The sequence below is a fragment of the Chromobacterium aquaticum genome, from assembly GCF_021129195.1.
Classification (GTDB): domain Bacteria; phylum Pseudomonadota; class Gammaproteobacteria; order Burkholderiales; family Chromobacteriaceae; genus Chromobacterium; species Chromobacterium aquaticum.
Genome location: NZ_JAJOHW010000023.1, coordinates 1 through 19,441, shown reverse-complemented (window position 1 = coordinate 19,441; position 19,441 = coordinate 1). Strand labels below are relative to the sequence as shown.

The window sequence follows — 19,441 nt, the reverse complement described above, 5'->3', positions numbered from 1 at the left end:
GAGGCGGCGCGCGCCGACTTCGCCGCCAGCCGCTTCGCCCGCGACAGCTCCAAGCTGGCGATCGCCGCGCAAACCGCGCAGACCTATTTCCAGCTGCGCGCCTACGACGCTCAGCTGGACATCGCCAAGCGCACGCTGCAAAGCCGCGAGGAATCGCTGAAACTGCAGACCAAGCGCTTCAAGGGCGGCCTGATCTCGGAACTGGACCAGCAGCAGGCCGAGGCCGAAGCGGCTTCCGCCCGCGCCAAGGTGCCGCAGATCGCCAGCGCGCTGGAGCAGACCGAAAGCGCGCTGGGCGTGCTGCTCGGCCACTCGCCCAAGCAACTGGTGGCCGGCGGCATCCAGCGCGGCCAAAGCCTGGACGCGCTGTCGGCCCCGCCGGCGGTGCCGGCCGGCCTGTCCTCCAGCCTGCTGGAACGGCGGCCGGACATCGCCGCCAGCGAGCAGCAGCTGATCGCGGCCAACGCCCGCATCGGCGTGGCGCGCGCGGCCTACTTCCCCAGCATCAGCCTGAGCGGGGCGCTGGGTTCGCAAAGCCTGTCGCTGGACACCCTGTTCACCGGCCCGACGCGGACCTGGAGCTTTGTCGGCAACCTGGCGGCGCCGGTGTTCAACTTCGGCCAGACCGGCTACGCCGTCGACGCCGCCAGCGCGCGGCAGAAGCAGGCTTTGGCGCAGTACCAGAAGACGGTGCAAAGCGCGTTCAAGGACGCGCTGGACGCACTGTCCGGCTACGGCGCTGCGCGCGACATCCAGGCGGCGCAGACCACGCAGTTCCAGGCCTTGAACAAATCGCTGCGCCTGGCCAATCTGCGCTACGACAACGGTTACGCCAGCTATCTGGATGTGCTGGACGCGCAACGCAACAGCTTCCAGGCCGAGTTGGGCCTGGTCAGCGCACGGCTGGATCATCTGAACGCAGTGGTGGGCCTGTACAAGGCGTTGGGCGGCGGCTGGGAAGCCCCGGCCAAGTCCTGATCCTCGGCAGCAAACGACAAACCCCGCCTTGGCGGGGTTTTTTCATGGTTGGCCTGGGCGCGGGCCGGTGGTCTTGAATGAATTAAAAAAACATTGGCATATCTGTCAGTGGTGATGCCCGGATTCGCTGCTTACCATGCGCTGCGTTTCGACGTTCCACCCCGCGCGAGGACCCATGGGCACCATCACTCACTCAGACACCCTATATCCGCACTTGTTGACCATGGCCGGGCGCGAGCGCCTGGTGGATGAAGCCTATCAAGTGCACGATGCCGTTTTCAGCGGCATGGACCGGGCGGCCTTCCGCAAGATGGTGTTGCCGGAGTCCGAGCACAGCAGCATCCTGCTGCATCGCGGCGAACACGGTCAGGCGGTGGGCTATTGCGCCGTCCACCTGTTCCAGCGCCGCGCGGCGGGGCGCGAAGTCAAGGTTTTGCGCGGGCAGGCCGGGCTGCTCAAAGACTACCGCGGCCGCAATAGCAATATGCCTTTCCTGGCTGGCTGCATGTTGCGCTACTGGCTGCGCGGCCCGTGGCGGCCCATGTATTTCCTGGGCGCGATGATCCATCCGTCCAGCTTCATCCAGATGCACAAGTACGCCGCCGGCATGTGGCCCAGCCCGGAGCGGGGGATGGAGCAGCCGCTGGCGCGGCTGGCGGCGGAGTTGTGCGGCAGTTTCGGCATGGCGGCGCCAGCGGCGGAGCGCCCCTTTGTGGTGAAGCTGGGCATTTTGACCCGGGACAGCCAGACTGATCGCCAATTCTGGCTGCAGCACCCGCGTCCGGCGGCGCGCTATTTTGTCGAGCACAATCCGGACTACCATGAGGGCCACGGCTTGCTGGCCATGGCCGAACTGTCGCCGACGGCCATTCTGAACGGCGTGTGGCGTTATCTGCGAGACAGGCGGCGCGCGGCCGCGGAGCGGTCAAGGCTCTAGGCCGGCTTGCCGGCATTGAGCGCGACGGCGGCCAGAATCAGCGCCTTGAACGCTTCCGCGTCCACTTCCTCGCCCTCGCGGATATCGATCGCCCGCCTGGCCTTGCCGTCCAGGCTGGCGTTGAACAATTGGGCCGGGTCCGGCAGCGCCGCGCCTTTGATGAAGGTCGGTTTGACGACGGACGCGTAAGAGCCTGTTCAACGTCTTGCGAGCAAGAGCGAGACAAGGCGAGAACGAGCGAAAAAGCGGAATGTACACGTGGTACATGAGTATTTTGAGCTGGTACTCACCGGGCAACGCTTCACGAAGCGCAGCAGACTTTGAACAGCTTCTAAGACTCGCCGGTGTAAGGGATGCCCCGCAAAGACCAGATCGGGGTGCCCATCCATTTCCATTCTTCGATCACGTTCGGGGCGGCTTCCCGGATCAGCCGCCGTATCCGCTCCAAGGCCGCGCCGCGCCAGTCGCTGAGTTCGGCGATTCTCCGGTCTATCAGGGCGGAGGCCGGCGCGCGCTCGGCCGCGGAGGAGGGCTTCATGCCGGGCTCAGATCCGGACGCCGACAATCACGTGGGAGGCCTTGAAGAAGGCGACGATGGCTTTGCCGACGGCCAGGCCAAGGTCGTCCGCGCTCTCCTGGGTGACGATGGCCACCAGGGCGTCGCCGCCGTTGAGACGGATTTCGACCTCGGCATTGACCGCGCCCGGACGCAGCGCGGACACCCGGCCTTCCAGGCGGTTGCGGGTGGAGAGCTTGATGCCGGCTTCGGGATTGGCCAGGATCACCCAGGGGGCCTTGATGATGGCCAGCGCGTCGCAGCCCACGGTCAGGCCCAGGTTGGCGGTGCTGCGCTGGGTGATGACGGCGGTGATCACCTCGCCGCCGGGCAGGGCGATGTCGATCTCGTCGTTGACCGCTCCGGGATGGATGGCGGTGACTTTGCCGGCGAATTGGTTGCGGGCGCTGGTGAGCATGGAATGTCCTTGATGTCGGATGGGTGGGGGTGTCATTGGTGATGTGCGGACAGTATATGCGGAAGCGGGTGGCGCGCCTGTAGCTATTTCGGCCTAATAAGCTGCTCAATGTTTGCTGCGCCGAGCGCGAACTCTAGCGCGGCTTCGACATGAATCCGAGTGGTGTCGAACACCGGCACCGGCACGTCGGCCGGACTCAACAGCAGTGGCAATTCGGTGCAGCCGAAGACGATGCCTTCGGCTCCGCGTGCGATCAACTGCCGGATCACCTCCAGATAAGCGCTCTTGGTGGCCGGCGACGCCAGGCCGCGGCCCAGTTCGTCGCGCAGCGTGCGCTGAATGAAATCGCGGGTGTGCTGCGCCTCCGGGATCAAGGTCTCGATGCCGTGTTGCCGCATCTTGTCCCGGAAAAACGGCAGCTCCATGGTGAATCGGGTGCCGAGCAGCCCCACGGTCTGCAGCCGCTGCTGTGAGATTTCCCGCGCCGTCGCCGTGGCGATGTGGATGATGGGGAGGCCGACCGCCGCTTCCAGGCGCTCGGCCATGACGTGCGCGGTATTGGCGCACAGCACGATGGCCTCGGCCCCGGCGGCTTGCAAATGCAGGCAACCTTTGAGCAGCAGCGCATGAGTGTGCTCCCAGTCGTCCCAACCGCGCTGCTGGATATCGTTGAAATTCAGCGAGTAGACCACGCACTCGGCAAAATTGAGGCCGCCCAGCGCCGCGTTGACGCCTTCGTTCAGGTAGCGATAGTAATCCAGCGTCGATACCCAACTGATACCGCCCAGCAGGCCGAGGGTTCTCATGGCGTTCCTTGATGGTGATTGCGGAAGAGGGTGTCCCTGATGCCGGGCAAGGGCATCGGTATTCGATGCAAGAGTATGGCAATGGATGGGTGGTGGCCAGAGTCTCGCGTTTGCGCGAATGCGCGCCATGCCATTAAAATGCCTTTGGAATAATAAATGAGCGAAATATGGCACGCAGATATCGGCAAAGAAAGGAAAGCTTAGCCCAGCTTCTTCGAACGTGTTTACGATCTCGCGAGCAAGAGCGAGACAAGGCGAAAACGGTTGAGAAAGCGGAATGTACAAGCGGTACATGAGCATTTCGAAACGGTTTTCAACGCCGTATCGCCGACGCGCAGCAGATCGTAAACAGGTTCTTATCGCCGCGCCCTGGTATGTGAGCGTCGCTTTGGCCGGGCTCAGCCTGCTGATTTTGAAAAGCGTCTTGCCGGCGTTCGGGGCCAGTAATCCATGGCTGAAGCCGCTGGCCGAGGCGTTTTCCGCGCTGGGCTGGCCCATTGCGCTGTTCTTCCTGGTTTTGGCCGCGCTGTCCCTGTCGCGGCGGGCCGCTAAGCCGCGGTTTAGTTTCAAAATCGATCCGGTGGCGGCGAGAGGGACGCCATTGCCGCTGGAACCGGCGTTCCGGGAATGCCCGGCGAGCAAGACCCCCGCGGCCAGCGAGGAGCGGCCCGCGCAATGGTCGCTGGGCTTGATCCGCGACATCGAATGGAAGCGGTTTGAGGATGTCTGCCAGAAATTTTACGAATTGAAAGGCATTCGTTCCGAAACCACGCCGCTGGGGCCGGACGGCGGCATCGATATCCGGTTGTTCCAGGATGATTCCGGCCGCGCCACCTCGCTAGTGCAATGCAAGGCCTGGGGCGAGCGCTATGTCGGCGTGAAGCCTATCCGTGAGTTGCTGGGCGTAATGACTCACGAGAAAATCGCCAAGGCTTTTTTCATGACCAGCGGCAGATTCTCCGACGATGCCAAGACCGTGGCACGAAGCAATCACATTAGCTTGATCGACGGGGAGATGTTGTTGACGCTGATCGAGCGCCTGCCCGGCGGCGCCCGGCAGCAGTTGTTGGCGTTCGCCACCGCCGGCGATTACCGCACTCCGACCTGTCCCGGCTGCGGCGCCACGATGTGCCATGTCGCCGGCAAGGGCGGTCGGCCCGACTTCTGGGGCTGCCCTGGCTATCCTCGCTGCAAGCAGATACTGCGGATGCGGCAAAAAGCGATGGAGACGGCTTGAGCCGGCCTTAATCGACGATGAACAGCTTGGCGCCGGTTTCGGTATGGGACAGATGCGGCTCCGCGTCGTCGGCGACTTGATAGCTGAGGCCGGGCGTCAAGGTGAAGCTGCGGCCGTCCGCCAGCGTGGTGTGCAGCACCCCCTCCAGACACAGCAGGATGTGGCCTTTGACGCACCAGTGATCCGCGCGGTAGCCCGGCGTGTATTCCACCATGCGGACGCGGATGTCCCCGAAGCGCTGGGTGCGCCAATAGGCGCAGCCGGTTTCGCCGGCATGTTGGGTGGGCTCCAGCGCGGACCAATCGCTGATGCCGAATGGAAGATCGGATATTTTCATGGTGGCTCCTCTTGGGTAGGGGTTCTAAGAACCTGTTTACGATCTGCTGCGCGTCGGCGATACAGCGTTGAAAACACCTTCGAAATGCTCATGTACCACGTGTACATTCCGCTTTCTCAGCCGTTTTCGCCTTGTCTCGCCTTAGCTCGCAAGATCGTAAACAGGTTCTAGCGCCTGGCCATTGTCGCCGATGTCCCCGGGCCGCGATAGCGGTCTTGGAGCCTGTTCAAAGTCTCGCGTGCGCCAGCGCCTCCAGCCGATCCAGCAGCGCGCCTATCTCTTCGCGCGGGCCGGCTGCTGCCAGCTGCTCGATTTCCGCGCACAACTCCGCCACCGGCGCCAAGCCCGCCATGGCGAACGCGCCCTTGGTGGCGTGCAGCTGCTGCATGAATAGAGGCGCGTCCGCTCCTTTCAAGGCCTGCCGCATCAGTAGAAGAGCATGGTCCAGCGCGCTCAGCAGCTCGGCGCGCCGGGAGGCAGACAAGGGTGCGGGCGCTGTGGGGAGCCGGGCGCTGGCGGGGCTCAAAGCCAAGTGTTTGCGGATAACCTGGTCTAGTTCCTCCAGGGTAAAGGGCTTGAGCATGAGCTCGTCGATGCCGGCCTGGGCGCAGAGCGGCTGTTCGGCTTTGCTGGCCTGTGCGGTGATGGCGACGATGGGAGCGGAGAAGCCGCTGTCGCGCAGCGCCCGGGCCAGGCTATAGCCGCTGATGTCCGGCATGCTCAGATCGGTCAGCACCAAGGCGTAATCCTGACGGGTGGCCAGCGCCAACGCGGCGGCGCCGCTGGCGGCGGTATCCGCCTGATGGCCCAGTTCGCGGAGCTGGTCCTGGATCAGCGTCCGAATCGCCGGGTGGTCGTCCACTACCAGGATGCGGGCCGCCGGCGTGGCAGGGTCTGGCAGAATGGCGGGCGGCTTGGCAACTGGCTCGGCAACCGGTACTGCGGCGCAGGGCGGCAAGGGCAGGGTCACCACGAAGGTGCTGCCCACACCCGGGGTGGAGGTGAATTCGATCGTCCCCGCCAGCAGTTCCGCCAGCTTCTTGCAAAGCGACAGGCCCAGGCCGGTGCCGCCGAAGCGGCGGGTGATGGAGGCGTCCGCCTGGGAAAACTCGGTGAACACCTGGTCGTGGTATTCGGCGGGGATGCCCACGCCGCTGTCCGTCACGCCGATGCGCACCGGCGAATCCGCGCGGCCGTCATCCTGAAGATAAACCTCCAGCAACACCTCGCCGCTGAGCGTGAACTTGATGGCGTTGCCGAGCAGATTCAGCATGATCTGCCGGACACGGACGGGGTCGCCCAGATAAGCCGGCGCCAATTGCGCGTCCATCATGCAGGAAAATTCCAGGCCCTTGGCGCGGGCTAGCGGCTCCATGCTGGCCGCGGCTTCGCGACCCAGCGCGGCCAGATCGAAGGGAATGCTCTCCACGCGCAACAGCCCGGATTCCACCTTGGACAGGTCCAGGATGTCATTGATGATGGCCAGCAAGGCCTGGGACGAATGATTCGCTACCGCCAGGCGCTGTTGTTGCGGCGCGGCCAGCCGGGCGCGGCCGAGCAAATCCAGGCTGCTGACGATGGCGTGCAGTGGGGTGCGGATCTCATGGCTGACCATGGCTACGAAAGAGGACTTGGCCTGGTTGGCCGCCTCAGCCGTTTGGCGCGCGGTTTCCAGTTGGCGCTCCAGCGCCTTGCGCGCGGTGATGTCCACCACATTGCACAGCAAGACCCGGATGCCCTGGTAACGCGTGGCCATGGTGGTGCTGTGCAGTTCCATGGCCTGGCCGTCCGCCAGCGCAAACTGGATGTCGCGGTGGCAAGGCGTGGCGCCGAGCGGGGACGCGGCCAGGTGGTTGTCCAGCAACTGCAGGCGCAGGGGCGGGTGGGCTGTCGAGCCCATCCGCGTCCATTGCCTCATCACCTCGTTTTCCAGCAGCACCGTGCCGTCGGCGATGGACAGCAGCGTCAGGCCGGAGGGGGAGGTGTCCACCATGATGCGGTTCAGGTTCTCGCTTTCAAAAATGCGCTGGGCGTTGGAAAAAGCGGGTTTGAAGATCTTGCGGTCCAGCAGCAGGATGATGGTCCACAGGCAGGTAAGGGCAAACAGCAGTGCGCTGAGGTTGATGATCAGCGACAGCCTCAAATCATTCAGCAGGCTCTGCCATGGAAAGACCTGGATTTGAACCCAGCCAGGGGTGGGAAGGCGGGCGCGCAGGATGAACAGGCCATCGCGGTATTGGAGGTCGGACACCGTGTCGTCTATGGGGGGCAGGGCCATGTCGCGGAGGGTCGCGATCAGTTGCGAGCCTTGTTGTGCTTGCCAGCCTACGCTGATGTGCAGCGGCCCCATCGGGCTGGCGAGCAAGGTGGTTTCATCGCGGATGTCCGGCCGCCAGGTATTCAGCAAGCTATCGATGCGAATATCCCTGGCGAAGACAGCGACGGGCGCGCCGTCGACCACGGCGGCTTGCGCCAGACGGATGGCGGGGCGGCCGGTCAGCGGCGCGGCGGCGGAGGCCTGCCAGGCCGGCTGACGGCCGGCTGTCGGATTGGGCATATTGCTGAAAACACTCAGCCGAAGAGCAGCCCTGGTGTCCGGCTTGGCTGAAGCCACCGAGGGCAGGCTGGGGGAGACAATCGCCAGAAATCGCTGGTCCGGGCTATACAAATAGGCGTTTACTGACTTCCTCAACTCGCAGTCGCCGCCGCACATCGCGCTGGCGGCATGCTCCGCCAGCGCCAGATAAGGTTCGAAACGGGGGGGCGGATATTGAGTGGAGAGTTCGCCCATGGCCAGTGCCGGAGGATGAGCCGGGGAGGCTTGCAGCCAGGCTTCGCCGTTGTACGTAGTGAATTGGCGCAGTAGCGCCGGACTTGCCTTGGGTAGCGCTTTCCACGTCGCCTCGGCTTGGCTGACCTGGTGGTGGAGATCGATCGCATGTCCTCTGAGCACCACCTTCAGCGCCGTATTTTCCGCATCGAACATCCGGTGCCGGTCCGCCAGCATTTCCTTGCCGGACAGCCATAGCGATAACAGGGTCAAGGCCAGCAGCGCTAGCGAAATGGCGATGCCGCCGCCAAACAAAGTGATGCGCTGGATACGCCGCAGGCGGCTGAGCGGCTGGCTTTGAGGGGAGGAGGAGCTAGAATTGCGCATGCGGCTTCCGGCGGGGGGGCTTGGCTGGGCGGTTGACCATTTTCAGTATATTTGCTTAGCTATAAAAATAGATTGTGTTGAAAACAATTGTTTAAATTTCATGTGGATGACATGACGGCAGCGGAAATAACAGTCTTCCTGGTGGATGATCATCCCTCGGTGCTCAGCGGCCTGGAGCATGCCTTGCAAGGCCAGCGCGCCATCCGGGTGGCGGGCAAGGCCAATAGCGCCACCGCCTTGTGGGATATGCTGGCGAGCCAGCCTTGCGATGTGCTGGTGTCCGATTACTCCATGCCCGGTTGTGAATCCGGCGACGGCGCGGCAATGTTCGAGCGCCTGCGCCGGCTGTACCCGGAACTGGGCATCGTGGTGCTCACCATGATGGACAACGCGCTGGTGGTGCGCTCGCTGCGCGGCCTGGGCATTCATTGCATCCTGAGCAAGTCAGACGCCATCGAGCACCTGTTGCCGGCGGTATACGGCGCCATGGCTAAAACGGCCTACTTCTCCCCGGCGGTGGAGCGTCTGCTGGAGGCGGACAAGCTCGCTCAGCCGGCCGGTCAGCGCGCGCTGACCGCGCGCGAGGCGGAAGTGGTGCGGCTCTTCGTCGCCGGTCTGACGGTGAACGACATCGCCGCCAAACTCAAGCGCAGCAAGCAAACCATCAGTACCCAGAAAGCCAGCGCCATGCGCAAGCTGGGCGCGGAACGCGACGCGGACTTGCTGCTGCTATTCCAGTCCTGACTCCCTGTCATGCTCTTCACGGCATCATTCTTGGTGCCGCTTTTCCTCCTCGGGTTCCCGCCATTCCTCTTTGCGCGCAAGGCCGAAGAGGGGCGTGATAGCCGCTTCCGCCGCACGGCACGGATTTCGTACTGGTCAAATATCCCCTCGCATCGAGCATGGTTATGCTGCCGGATTGGATTTCGCCTGGGCCTGAAAGACGGCAAGCAGGTGAGCATGGCGTTTATATTGAACTGGGTGCTTTTTGATGGCGAGTGGTGTGTCAAAGTCTGGCGGTGCGCATGGGCACGCTTAAAAAAATCCTGGCCTTGCTGGCCGCCGTTCTGCTGGCGCTGAGTCTATGGGAACTGGCGCAGCGATACTTCATCCTCAGTCCCTCGTATCAAACCGGCAAGACGCCGCAAGATTACGGAGTGGCCTTCAAGGTGGACTGGCTGCCTGTTCCCCAGGCGGAAGGCGGCGGCCTGGTGCATGCGTGGTGGCTGCCAGCTGAATCGTCCACCGCGCCGGCGGTGCTGTTTTTGCACGGCAACGACAGCACGCTGCACACCGATATCGATCTGATTCTCAGTCTGCGCCGGCTGGGCCTGGCGGTAATGGCGATCGACTACCGCGGCTATGGCGACGGCGCCTGGTACTTGCCCTCGCAGCATTCGGTCTACGCCGATGCCAGGGTGGCCTGGCAAGCGTTCAAGCAACGGTCGCCGGAAGCGTCCAAGCATCTGGTCTACGGTCACTCCCTGGGCGGAGCCATCGCGATGGACATGGCCGCGGTGTCGCTGGGCGTGGACGGGGTGATTGTCGACGGCGGTTTCTTGTCCGTCGCGGACATCGCCAAATCCTATACCGCCTCATGGCTGCCGTTTGACGCGCTGATTCGCCATGATTTCTCTTCCTATTCCAAGCTGGCGGCCATTGCCGCGCCAAAGCTATTCATTCATTGCTCCGGCGACGATGTGGTGCCGATGGCATTGGGCGAGCGCCTATATCAACTCAGCTCGCGGCCTAAAGCCAAGTTGTTCATGCAAGGCGGGGATCATGACGCTTGTTATCGGCGAGATGAGGCCGCGTGGCAGAGGGCGCTTGATAGAGTGATCAAATATTGAACCTCAAAGTGAAATCCTCTTGATTGGGGCGCTCCTCAACGTTTTGCTGGTGTCGGCATGCCCCGCCGAATTCACCGTAGCGCCTGTCCTCATTCTCGCTCACCAAGCTTGAACCGCCTGTTTCCTATTTCAAGACCCCGCCTATTCGCTGTTCAACGCCGTATCGCCGAAGCGCAGCAGACTTTGAACAGGTTCTGAAACGCGCCGCCGGCGTTGGCTCGTGCTGCCGTCGGCTTTTCGTACTGGTCAGATATTTTTGGACGGCGCGTTTGCGCATACTGGCCTCATCTTGTGCGGCACTCCTGCCGCATGGGGTCTCACGCCGATCCCCCGGTGGTGAGCTGCCTAGTGTCTATTGCAAACCCACCCTGTTTGCCTCCCTCTCCCCGCTGGGAGAGGGATATTTTTTTAAGCGGAATCCCGCTCTGGCTTGTCGGTGCGGGCGGGCCGCGCATCTGTGAGCCATCTGCTAGGAGGAAGCATGAACTTCAATATGAATGTCGCCCAGTTCCAGCACAAATTGGCCGAAATGGAGGAGGAAAACCTCATGCTGCGTTTGCAGCTGGATGTTTACCGCGATGAGTTGTTCAAGAAGTACGAGTCGTTTCTGGATGAGAAATTGACGGCGGAAATGGATAAAAAACTGAGTCTGGACGTGCGCAAGGCGGAGGCGGACATGCGCCAGAAAATGCAGGAAGAAATCAAGCTGTTGCGGGAGGAGCTGCAGCGCCTGCGCGCATTGGGCAAGGTCGAGCCCAAGTTTAACAAAGTGGAAAAGACGGTCGAGGCGCCGACTTTGCAGGCCACGGCCTGAGCCTGGGTCGGGCTGTTGGCCGGCAATGGAATCAATTGAGTGGAGTTGTCATGAGAGCATTCTTGCTATTGTGCTGGTTTTTATTGGCCTTGGGCGCGGCGCAAGCTCAGGTCGTGGTGGGCAAGGATTACTTGGTATTGCCCAAGCCGCATCCGGTGTCCAGCGGTGACAAGATCGAAGTGGCGGAGTTTTTTTCTTACCCATGCCGGCATTGCTATGCTCAGGACGCAGCGGTATCGGCCTGGTTGAAGACCCAGCCGGCGGATGTGAGCGTGGTGCGCAAGCATGTGGTATGGGGCAAGCCGATGGAAGGGTATGCGCGGGTATTCGCCACCTTGAACGTGTCCGGTCTGATGGAGCGCCTGCATGGCGCGGCCTTCCGTGCGGTGCAGCACGACAAGATCAATCTGGGTGAGGCGGCGGAGTTTGAAACCTGGCTGCGCCGTCAGCCGGGCGTGGACGTGGCCAAGACCATGGCGGTGTACCATTCCTTCGCGGTCAAGGCGCAAGTGGAGGCCATCGCCAAGTTCACCAAGGATTACCGGGTCTTCAGCACGCCCATGCTGGTGGTGGACGGCAAGTACGCGATTGCCGCGGCAGCGCCGGAGAGAAGCAGAGAGGTATTGGACGCACTGCTGGCCAAGGTGCGGGCGCAGAGAAACGGCGAAGTCTGAGCAGGATGGCGAACACCGCCGCCTGCGGGCGGCGGCATCGTTTTTGCCCGCGCGCGCAAACGGGGTATGATGGCAGGCCGTATCATTTATAGCGTTTGCACACTCCGCCACCCATGTCCCAGCATACTTTCTCCCCGGATGGGAATGCCCATCTCAGCCCCAAGGCCTGGTATCAGGCCGCCAGCGAAAAACCCGGCTTCATCCACGACGCGGCCCAGGCGGCGGCGATCGAGGAGCTGGACCTGCTGTGGCACCAGCTGGTGGAGTTCAAGAGCAAGCGTAATCGCTTTCTCGGACGTAGCCTGCGCAGCCCGGACGTGCCCAAGGGCCTGTATTTCTGGGGCGGAGTGGGGCGCGGCAAGAGTTTTCTGATGGACGCCTTCTACGCCTGCGTGCCTTACCGCCGCAAGCGCCGCATCCATTTCCACAACTTCATGGCCGAGGTGCACCGCGAGCTGCGCGCGCTGGCCGGTAGCAAGGACCCGCTGCTGGCCTATGCCGACAAGATCGCCCGCGACACCCGCCTGCTGTGCTTCGATGAATTCCACGTCAGCGACATCGCCGACGCGATGATGCTGGGCCGACTGCTGTCGGCCTTGTTCGAGCGCGGCGTGGTGTTGGTCACCACTTCCAATTACGCGCCGGATAGTCTCTATCCCAATGGCCTGCAACGGCAGAACTTCCTGCCCACCATCGAGTTGATCAAGCGCGAGCTGAAAGTGCTGAACGTGGACGGCGGCAACGACTACCGGCTGCGCGAGCTGACGCGCGAACCGCTGTTCATGGTGCCCGCTGACGCGGCTAACGAGGAGAAGATGGAGCAGCTGTTCCAGCGCCTGAGCCACGGCGTGGAGCAGAAAAAACGCGCCATCGAGGTGCTGGGCCGCGAGATTCCGGTCAAGCGCCTGGCCGCCGGGGTGATCTGGTTTGATTTCCTGGCCCTGTGCGACGGCCCGCGCGCGCAGACCGATTACCTGGAAATCGCCACCGAATACCATACCGTCTTCGTCAGCGGCATCCCCAGGATCACCGCGCGCGAGGCGTCCATCGCCCGCCGCTTCACCTGGCTGGTGGACGTGTTCTACGACAACCGCGTCAAGCTGGTGGCTTCCGCCGCCGCCGAGCCGGAACAGCTATACACCGAGGGGGTGCAGGCCAGCGAATTCTTCCGCACCGCCAGCCGGCTGACCGAGATGCAATCGCGCAGCTATTTGGAGCTGCCGCACCAGTCCGTCGGCCAGACCCACGACCAGCCGCCGGTCGGCGTGGTGCTGTAAACGGCGACACGCATGGACGCCGCCGGTCTGCTGCGGGAAGTGCGCGCCTGCCGGCTGTGCGTGGACAGCCTGCCACTTGGCCCGCGCCCGGTGCTGCAATGGCATCCGGACGCGCGCATCCTGATCGCCGGCCAGGCGCCGGGGCGGCGCGTGCACGCGTCCGGCTTGCCATTCGACGACCCCAGCGGCGAGCGCTTGCGCGATTGGCTGGGCGTGGACAAGACGGTGTTTTACGATGAAACCCGCATCGCCATCCTGCCGATGGCTTTCTGTTACCCTGGCACCGGCAAGTCCGGCGATTTGCCGCCGCCGCCGCAATGCGCGGCCGCCTGGCGCCAGCCCTTGCTGGCCGGCCTGGCGCATCTGCAATTGACGATTCTGCTGGGGCAGTACGCGCAGCGCTATCATCTGCCGGGCCGCTATCCGCGGCTGACCGAGGCGGTGGAGCGCTGGCGCGAGCACTGGCCGGCCTTGCTGCCCTTGCCGCATCCCAGCCCGCGCAATCAGCTGTGGCTGCGCCGCCATCCCTGGTTCGAGGCCGAGCTGTTGCCGGCTTTGCGGCAGCGGGTGGCGCAGGTGCTGGAGCGCGGCTAAGAGCCTGTTCAAAGTCTGCTGCGCGTCGGCGGGATGGATAGAAATGGGCGTTGAAACCAAGCTCAAAATGCTCATGTATCACGTGTACATTCTGCTTTTTCGCTCGTTTTCGCCTTGTCTCGCTCTTGCTCGCGAGACTTTGAACAGGCTCTAAGCACTATTCACCATCGATGGTTTTCCAAGGAGGCTGCAATGTGGCGACGCTGGATCTGGAATGGCAAGCAATGGTTGTTTGACTGGGGCGTGCGTCAGCAACGGCGCTGGGCCGGGCTGAGGCCGCGGCGGCGCAGCCTGGAGCAGGGCGAGTTAAGCTGGCTGGAGCGCGCGGCGCCGGTTGGTGCGCCGGTGCTGGTGTTGCTGCATGGCTTTGGCGCGGAAAAGGACCACTGGGCGATGCTGGCGCGCTGCCTGCCCAAGAGCTTCCGGCTGATCGTGCCGGATTTGCCCGGCCACGGCGACAGCATGTCCGGCCTGGACATCAGCTACCGGGTGGAGGCGCAGGCGGATCGCTTGCGCGCCTTTCTGGCGGTCTGGGGCGCGGAGCATGTCCATTTGATCGGCAACTCCATGGGCGGCGCCATCGCCGCCAACTTCGCCGCGCGCTATCCGCGGGCGGTGGCCAGCCTGACCTTGCTCAACGCCGCCGGCGCTGGCGTCAGCGCCAGTGAAATGGCCGAGCTGTGGCAGCGTAGCGGTGAAAACCCGATGCTGGACATGACGAGCGCGGAAGGGGTGCGGGCAATGCTGGACTGGGCGATGTACCAGCCGCCGCGAGTGCCCGGCTTCGCCATCGAGGTGGCGGCGGCGCGCAAGGCGGAGCGCGTCGAGGTGGAGCGCAAGATTTTCGATGACCTGTTCGACAGCGTGGATCAGCGGCCCTTGTTGGCGAGCATCCAGGCGCCGACGCTGATTGTCTGGGGGCGCGAGGACCGCATCCTGCACGTGGAGGACGCGGATTGCTTCGCCGCCGCCATCGCCGGCAGCGAAAAGCAGATACTGGAGCAGGTGGGTCATCTGCCGATGATGGAGCAGCCGCGCCGCGTCGCCGCGCTGTGGCTGGAATTCGCGCGGCGGCGGGTCTTGCCGGCGGGGCAGGACGAGGCGCTCGCCGCGGCCGGACGCTGAGGCGTCGTCCGGCGCCGCTCAAAACAAAAGCCGCGCGGCGCATGGCGCCGGGCGGCTTTGGGCACTGCGAAGCAAGAGGGCGCTTAGGCGCGCTTCTTGAATTCGTTGGTGCGGGTGTCGATTTCGATCTTTTCGCCGGTGTTGACGAAGGCCGGAACCTGAACTTCGAAGGTGGTGCCCACCAGGCGCGCCGGCTTCAGCACTTTGCCGGAGGTGTCGCCGCGCACGGCCGGTTCGGTGTATTCCACTTCGCGGATCACGGTGGTCGGCAGTTCAACCGAGATGGCCTTGCCGTCGTAGAAGGTCACTTGGCACACTTCTTCCATGCCGTCGACGATGAAGTTCAGCGTGTCGCCCAGGTTGTCGGCTTCCACTTCGTACTGATTGAATTCGGTGTCCATGAACACGTACATCGGATCAGCGAAGTAGGAGTAGGTGCAGTCCTTGCGGTCCAGCACGATGACGTCGAACTTGTCGTCGGCGCGGTATACGGCTTCGCTGCCGGCGCCGGTCAACAGGTTCTTCATCTTCATTTTCACAACGGAGGCGTTGCGGCCGGATTTGCTGAATTCAGCCTTCTGCACGACCATCGGGTCGCTGCCTACCATGAATACGTTGCCGGCGCGGAGTTCTTGTGCGGTTTTCATTACTAAAAGTCCCAAACTCTTGATTGAAGTCGGAAAAAAAGGTTTCCGAAAAACGGCGTATTCTAGCCGATTTCCCGGACAAAGTGCAGCAGTCTGTCGCCCAGATCGCCATCGGCCAGCAATTTTTCCGGCCAAGCCGCGGCATGCTCGCGCCAAACCGGCAGCCATGCGGCCAATTCCGTCCACGCGGCCGCCATGTCGGCGCCGTGGTTCCACGCATGGCTGGCGGCGCTCAGCGCTTGCGCCGCTGGATTCGGCAGCGCCGCGCCGTACTGTGACAAAAAGGCATCAAGCTTGGCCAGGTGGGCTGCGTCGTCCTGCGGGTAGATATGCCACAGCAACGGCCGGCCCGCCCATTGCGCGCGCACGAAGCTGTCTTCGCCGCGCACCAGGTTGAGGTCGCAGGACCATAGCAGCAGGTCGTAGCTGTCCTGGTCAGTCATCGGCAGCACCTTGACCGTCAGCGGACCCTGGCGCGCCAGCATGCCGGCGCGCAGCGGGTGGCCGAACACGCGCGCGACGTCGGGCAGCACCTTGCCCTCCGGCACCAGGCAGGTGACCGGACGCTCGCCCAGCGCCCAGGTGGCCAGCAGGCTGGTAACGGCCGGGTTTTCATAGGCGAACAGGCTGACCCGCCACTCGTCCGCGGCCGGCTCGGGCAGTTCCAGCAGCTGCCAGTAGGCGCGGCGCGCCAGCGCGTCGTCCTGCCACTGGCGGCGGGTATCGAGCAGGCCTTGCTCGCAGATCAGGCCGCCGGTGTCGGCCTCGAAGCCGGGGAAGAAGAAATGCTTGGTCAGCGGCAGCCGCGGATGCGGCGAGGGCTGGCGGTGGCAGCCGCGGGTCCAGTCTTCCGCCGACAGGTATTCCAGATTGATCCACACCGGCTTGAGCGCCTTGGTGGCCATCGCCTGTTCAAAGTGCTCCGGCAGCCGGCAGCCGAAGGCCTCGATCACCACCTCGGCGGGCACGGTGTCCGCGGGCGGGCCGTCCGCCGGCCAGTGGCGGACGTCGATGTCGGCCAGACGCTGGGCCGGCAGGGCCGGGTCCAGATCGGGCGCGATGCGGGCGAAGCTGGCCAGGTCGTCCACCCATAGCCGCACTTCCAGGCCGAAGTCATGGGCGAGCCGGCGCGCCAGCCGCCAGGCGACGCCGATGTCGCCGTAGTTGTCGACCACGGCGCAGAAGATATCCCAGTGTTTGCGTTCCATTGGCGGTGCCGCGCGTGAAAATGGCGGCAGCTTAGCACGCCGCCGCGGGTTAATGAAAAACCCCGCGCCGGAGCGCGGGGTGGCATGTTGCATAAAGATTAAGGCGCCGCGGACAAACGCCTGAGACAAGGCGCGCCGACGCAGACAGTACAAGTGGTACGGCAAGTCGGCGCAATGCAGTATCAGGCGTTTTGTGCGCGGCGATTGTTTTTAGAACCTGTTCAAAGTCTCGCGAGCAAGAGCGAGACAAGGCGAAAACGAGCGAAAAAGCGGAATGTACAGGTGGTACATGAGCATTTTGAGCTCGTTTTCAACGCCGTATCGCCGAAGCGCAGCAGACTTTGAGCAGGCTCTTAGAAAATCGACATCCACAGGCCGGCCGTGGTCGCGGTCATGAAACCCGCCATCACCGCGGCGGCCAGCGCGCGCATGCCGATCTGGGCCAGTTCCTTCTGCCGCGACGGCGCCAGCGCGCCGATGCCGGCGACGCAGATGCCCACCGAGCTGAAGTTGGAGAAGCTGGATAGCGCGAAGGTGGAGATCAGGATGGCCTGCGGTGACAGGGTGCCGGCGGCTTTCATCTTGGCCAGGTCCAGGTAGGAGATGAACTCGTTGACCACGATCTTCTGGCCCAGCAGGCTGCCCACTTCCAGGGTTTCGTGCCAGCTCACGCCCATCATGAAGGCGAACACGCGGAAGGCCTGGCCAAACAGGTATTGCAGCGTCAGGCCGTCGAACACGCCGTTGGTGGAGGCCTTGATCATTTCGTTGACGCCCAGCGCGGCGCCGATGCCGTCCTTCACCACGAAGTTGGCCAGCGCGATCATGGAGACGATGGCCAGGATGATGGTGGCCACCGCGGCGGCCATTTTCATGCCGGACATCGCGCCGTTGACGATGGCGTTGATGAAGCTGCCCTGATCGTCGTCCTGGCTGTAGTCCAGCTTGTCGCCGGAGGCGTGGTCGCGGTCGGTTTCCGGATAGATGATCTTGGCGAACACCGCGGCCGCCGGCGCGTTCATGAAGGAGGCCATCAGCAGATAGGTGGCGAACTTGGCCTGCTCAGCCGGATTGCTGCCGCCGAGGAAGGCGACGTAGGCGGCCAGCACGCCGCCGGCCAGCGTGGACATGCCGGCAATCATCACGCAAGCCAGCTCGGAACGGGTCATGTGCTGGATATAGGGGCGGATCAGCAGCGGCGCCTCGGTCTGGCCGAGGAAGATGTTGCCGGCCACGGTCAGGCTTTCCGGACCGGACAGCCCCATGCTGCGCTTCATCACCCAGGCCATGCCGGCCACCACGCGCTGCAGGATGCCCAGATGGTAGAGCAGGGCGCTGAAGGCGGAGAAGAAGATGATCACCGGCAGCACCATGAAGGCGAACAAGAAGCCCATGCTGCCGCTGGGTTTGGCCAGGTCGCCGAACACGAAGCTGGCGCCTTCGCCGGAGAAGGTCAGCACTTTGGCGAAGCCGGAGCCGAAGGCTTCGAACACCGCGCGCGCGGCGGGCACATAGTTGATGACCAGGAACAGCGTGCTTTGCATGATCAGGCCGATCAGCACGATGCGCCAGTTGATGGCCTTGCGATTGGTGGAAAGCGCGTATGCGGTGCCGAGCAGGAACAGCATGCCGATGAGAGCTTGTATGGTATTCACGAACAACCCTGAGATGAAGATGCGGAAGTTGACAGGCCGGCGCTGCGCCGGACAAGGCGGATCCAACGATAATTAGATGATGATTAGCTAATATTGCTCAAGGTGCGCGATTTTACAGCAAAAACCGGAAAACAAAAGCGATTGTGACGCTTTGTTCTTGATTTTATTCAGTTTGGGTGGGGCGGGAGGAGGGGCCGGAGCGCGAGGGTTCCGGCTGGCGGGGGTTTCAGTCGCGGCGCGCGTCGGCGTCGCCGTCCTTGGGCTTGTCGTCGTCCATCAGGATGCGGTGGGCCGGGCCTTCCATGTCGTCGAACTGGCCATTGCGGGTGGCCCACCAGAAAATGCCGCCGATGACGAAGGCCAGCACCAGGCTGAGCGGGATGAGCAGATACAAGCTTTCCATCAGGATTTCCGTTTGACCAGCCGGAGGGCGTTGCCGACTACGATGAGAGAGCTGGACGCCATGCCCAGGCTGGCGATCCACGGCGTGACATGGCCGGTGATGGCCAAGGGCAGCGCCACGATATTGTAAGCGGCGGCCCACCACAAGTTTTGACGAATCACAGACAAGGTCTTGCGCGACAGTTCGAAGGCGCTGGCGATCAGGCCCAGCTTATCGCCTATCAGCACCATGTCGCCGCTGGCGCGCGCCACGTCGGTGCCGCCGCCCATGGCGATGGACACGTCGGCCTTGGCCAATACCGGCGCGTCGTTGATGCCGTCGCCCACCATCAGCACGCGCTTGCCGGCGGCTTGCAGCTGGCCGACGTAGGCCAGCTTGTCTTCCGGCGTGGCGCGGGCGATGTGGGCGTCGATGTCCAATTGGCGCGCCAGGCTGGCCACCGCGCCGGCACCGTCGCCGCTGAGCAGGTGCACGCGCAGGCCGCGCTGTTTCAGTTGGCGCAATAGCGGCGCCGCGTCGGCGCGCACCGCGTCTCCGATGGCGAACAGCGCCACCAGTTCGGTTTCGTCCGCCAGCGCGATCAAGGTCTTGTCGCCGTGCCAGTCGACGGCGGGCAGTGGGCAGTCGCCCAATTGGGAGGCGATGAATTCCGGCGAACCTATGCGCCAGGCATGGCCATCCAGCTGGCCGGTCACGCCCTGGCCGGGGTGGTTGCGCAGCGTGTCCGCCGCCTGGTGCGGGCCATCGCCGGCGGCGGCCAGCAGCGCG

20 protein-coding genes and 1 pseudogene are annotated in these 19,441 nt (G+C 63.6%); 10 read left to right on the top strand and 11 right to left on the bottom strand.

What is annotated here, in order from left to right:
• The coding region (locus LQT98_RS03870; RefSeq protein ID WP_231461184.1) for an efflux transporter outer membrane subunit at positions 1–978 on the top strand (978 nt) is incomplete at its 5' end.
• A gap of 175 nt (positions 979–1,153) precedes the next feature.
• A complete protein-coding gene (locus LQT98_RS03865; protein ID WP_231461183.1) occupies positions 1,154–1,915 on the top strand; it encodes a hypothetical protein in 762 nt (253 codons plus the stop codon).
• Here the strand turns inward: LQT98_RS03865 and LQT98_RS03860 are convergent.
• The 4 genes and pseudogenes from LQT98_RS03860 to LQT98_RS03845 form a co-directional block, all read right to left on the bottom strand.
• Positions 1,912–2,079, bottom strand: a pseudogene (locus tag LQT98_RS03860) (DUF1801 domain-containing protein); the annotation flags it as partial. The gene LQT98_RS03865 and the pseudogene LQT98_RS03860 overlap by 4 nt on opposite strands.
• 167 nt (positions 2,080–2,246) lie before the next feature.
• Positions 2,247–2,453: a hypothetical protein gene (locus tag LQT98_RS03855; RefSeq protein WP_231461181.1), complete on the bottom strand. Its 207-nt coding sequence runs from the start codon at positions 2,451–2,453 to the stop codon at positions 2,247–2,249.
• A 7-nt stretch (positions 2,454–2,460) separates the two neighbouring features.
• On the bottom strand, positions 2,461–2,889 hold the full coding sequence (locus LQT98_RS03850) for a TOBE domain-containing protein (RefSeq protein ID WP_231461180.1): 429 nt from the start codon (positions 2,887–2,889) through the stop codon (positions 2,461–2,463).
• Between the two features lie 83 nt (positions 2,890–2,972).
• Positions 2,973–3,695 (bottom strand): aspartate/glutamate racemase family protein, encoded by a 723-nt coding sequence (locus tag LQT98_RS03845; RefSeq protein ID WP_231461179.1) that lies wholly within the window; start codon positions 3,693–3,695, stop codon positions 2,973–2,975.
• A 292-nt stretch (positions 3,696–3,987) separates the two neighbouring features.
• Between LQT98_RS03845 and LQT98_RS03840 the strand changes: the two genes are divergently transcribed.
• Positions 3,988–4,932 (top strand): restriction endonuclease, encoded by a 945-nt coding sequence (locus LQT98_RS03840; protein WP_231461178.1) that lies wholly within the window; start codon positions 3,988–3,990, stop codon positions 4,930–4,932.
• A gap of 7 nt (positions 4,933–4,939) precedes the next feature.
• Here LQT98_RS03840 and LQT98_RS03835 read toward each other — a convergent pair whose 3' ends face one another.
• Both LQT98_RS03835 and LQT98_RS03830 read right to left on the bottom strand, forming a co-directional pair.
• Complete coding sequence (locus LQT98_RS03835) at positions 4,940–5,269, bottom strand: DHCW motif cupin fold protein (RefSeq protein ID WP_048411883.1); 330 nt, start codon at positions 5,267–5,269, stop codon at positions 4,940–4,942.
• Positions 5,270–5,495: 226 nt separating this feature from the next.
• Entirely contained in the window at positions 5,496–8,426 is a 2,931-nt protein-coding gene (locus LQT98_RS03830) for a hybrid sensor histidine kinase/response regulator (protein ID WP_231461177.1), read from the bottom strand.
• Positions 8,427–8,537: 111 nt separating this feature from the next.
• On the opposite strand from LQT98_RS03830, the gene LQT98_RS03825 reads away from it, so the two are divergent.
• The 7 genes from LQT98_RS03825 (at position 8,538) to LQT98_RS03795 (ending at position 14,760) form a co-directional block, all read left to right on the top strand.
• Complete coding sequence (locus tag LQT98_RS03825) at positions 8,538–9,170, top strand: response regulator (RefSeq protein WP_156183996.1); 633 nt, start codon at positions 8,538–8,540, stop codon at positions 9,168–9,170.
• Between the two features lie 281 nt (positions 9,171–9,451).
• The gene (locus tag LQT98_RS03820; RefSeq protein ID WP_231461176.1) at positions 9,452–10,276 is read left to right on the top strand and encodes an alpha/beta hydrolase; all 825 of its coding nucleotides are present in this window, start codon (positions 9,452–9,454) and stop codon (positions 10,274–10,276) included.
• A gap of 481 nt (positions 10,277–10,757) precedes the next feature.
• Positions 10,758–11,090 (top strand): hypothetical protein, encoded by a 333-nt coding sequence (locus LQT98_RS03815; protein WP_048411884.1) that lies wholly within the window; start codon positions 10,758–10,760, stop codon positions 11,088–11,090.
• Positions 11,091–11,140: 50 nt separating this feature from the next.
• Entirely contained in the window at positions 11,141–11,764 is a 624-nt protein-coding gene (locus tag LQT98_RS03810) for a thiol:disulfide interchange protein DsbA/DsbL (protein WP_231461175.1), read from the top strand.
• 113 nt (positions 11,765–11,877) lie between these two features.
• The gene (gene zapE, locus LQT98_RS03805; RefSeq protein WP_048411886.1) at positions 11,878–13,041 is read left to right on the top strand and encodes a cell division protein ZapE; all 1,164 of its coding nucleotides are present in this window, start codon (positions 11,878–11,880) and stop codon (positions 13,039–13,041) included.
• Between the two features lie 12 nt (positions 13,042–13,053).
• A complete protein-coding gene (locus tag LQT98_RS03800) occupies positions 13,054–13,635 on the top strand; it encodes a uracil-DNA glycosylase family protein (RefSeq protein ID WP_231461174.1) in 582 nt (193 codons plus the stop codon).
• 192 nt (positions 13,636–13,827) lie between these two features.
• Positions 13,828–14,760: an alpha/beta fold hydrolase gene (locus LQT98_RS03795; protein WP_231461173.1), complete on the top strand. Its 933-nt coding sequence runs from the start codon at positions 13,828–13,830 to the stop codon at positions 14,758–14,760.
• Between the two features lie 83 nt (positions 14,761–14,843).
• On the opposite strand, the gene efp is transcribed toward LQT98_RS03795, so the two are convergent.
• From efp to LQT98_RS03770, 5 genes are all read right to left on the bottom strand, one after another.
• Positions 14,844–15,407 carry an elongation factor P gene (gene efp / locus LQT98_RS03790; protein ID WP_048411239.1) on the bottom strand — a complete coding sequence of 188 codons (564 nt, stop codon included), beginning with the start codon at positions 15,405–15,407 and terminating at the stop codon, positions 14,844–14,846.
• A gap of 62 nt (positions 15,408–15,469) precedes the next feature.
• Positions 15,470–16,615, bottom strand: coding sequence for an elongation factor P maturation arginine rhamnosyltransferase EarP (earP, locus tag LQT98_RS03785; protein ID WP_231461172.1), 1,146 nt, complete (start codon positions 16,613–16,615; stop codon positions 15,470–15,472).
• 353 nt (positions 16,616–16,968) lie between these two features.
• Complete coding sequence (locus LQT98_RS03780) at positions 16,969–18,270, bottom strand: NupC/NupG family nucleoside CNT transporter (RefSeq protein WP_048411281.1); 1,302 nt, start codon at positions 18,268–18,270, stop codon at positions 16,969–16,971.
• Between the two features lie 226 nt (positions 18,271–18,496).
• Positions 18,497–18,673: a cbb3-type cytochrome oxidase assembly protein CcoS gene (gene ccoS / locus LQT98_RS03775; RefSeq protein WP_048411241.1), complete on the bottom strand. Its 177-nt coding sequence runs from the start codon at positions 18,671–18,673 to the stop codon at positions 18,497–18,499.
• Positions 18,673–19,441 (bottom strand): heavy metal translocating P-type ATPase (locus LQT98_RS03770; RefSeq protein ID WP_231461171.1); only part of this gene is annotated, 769 nt, incomplete at its 5' end. The genes ccoS and LQT98_RS03770, both read right to left, overlap by 1 nt.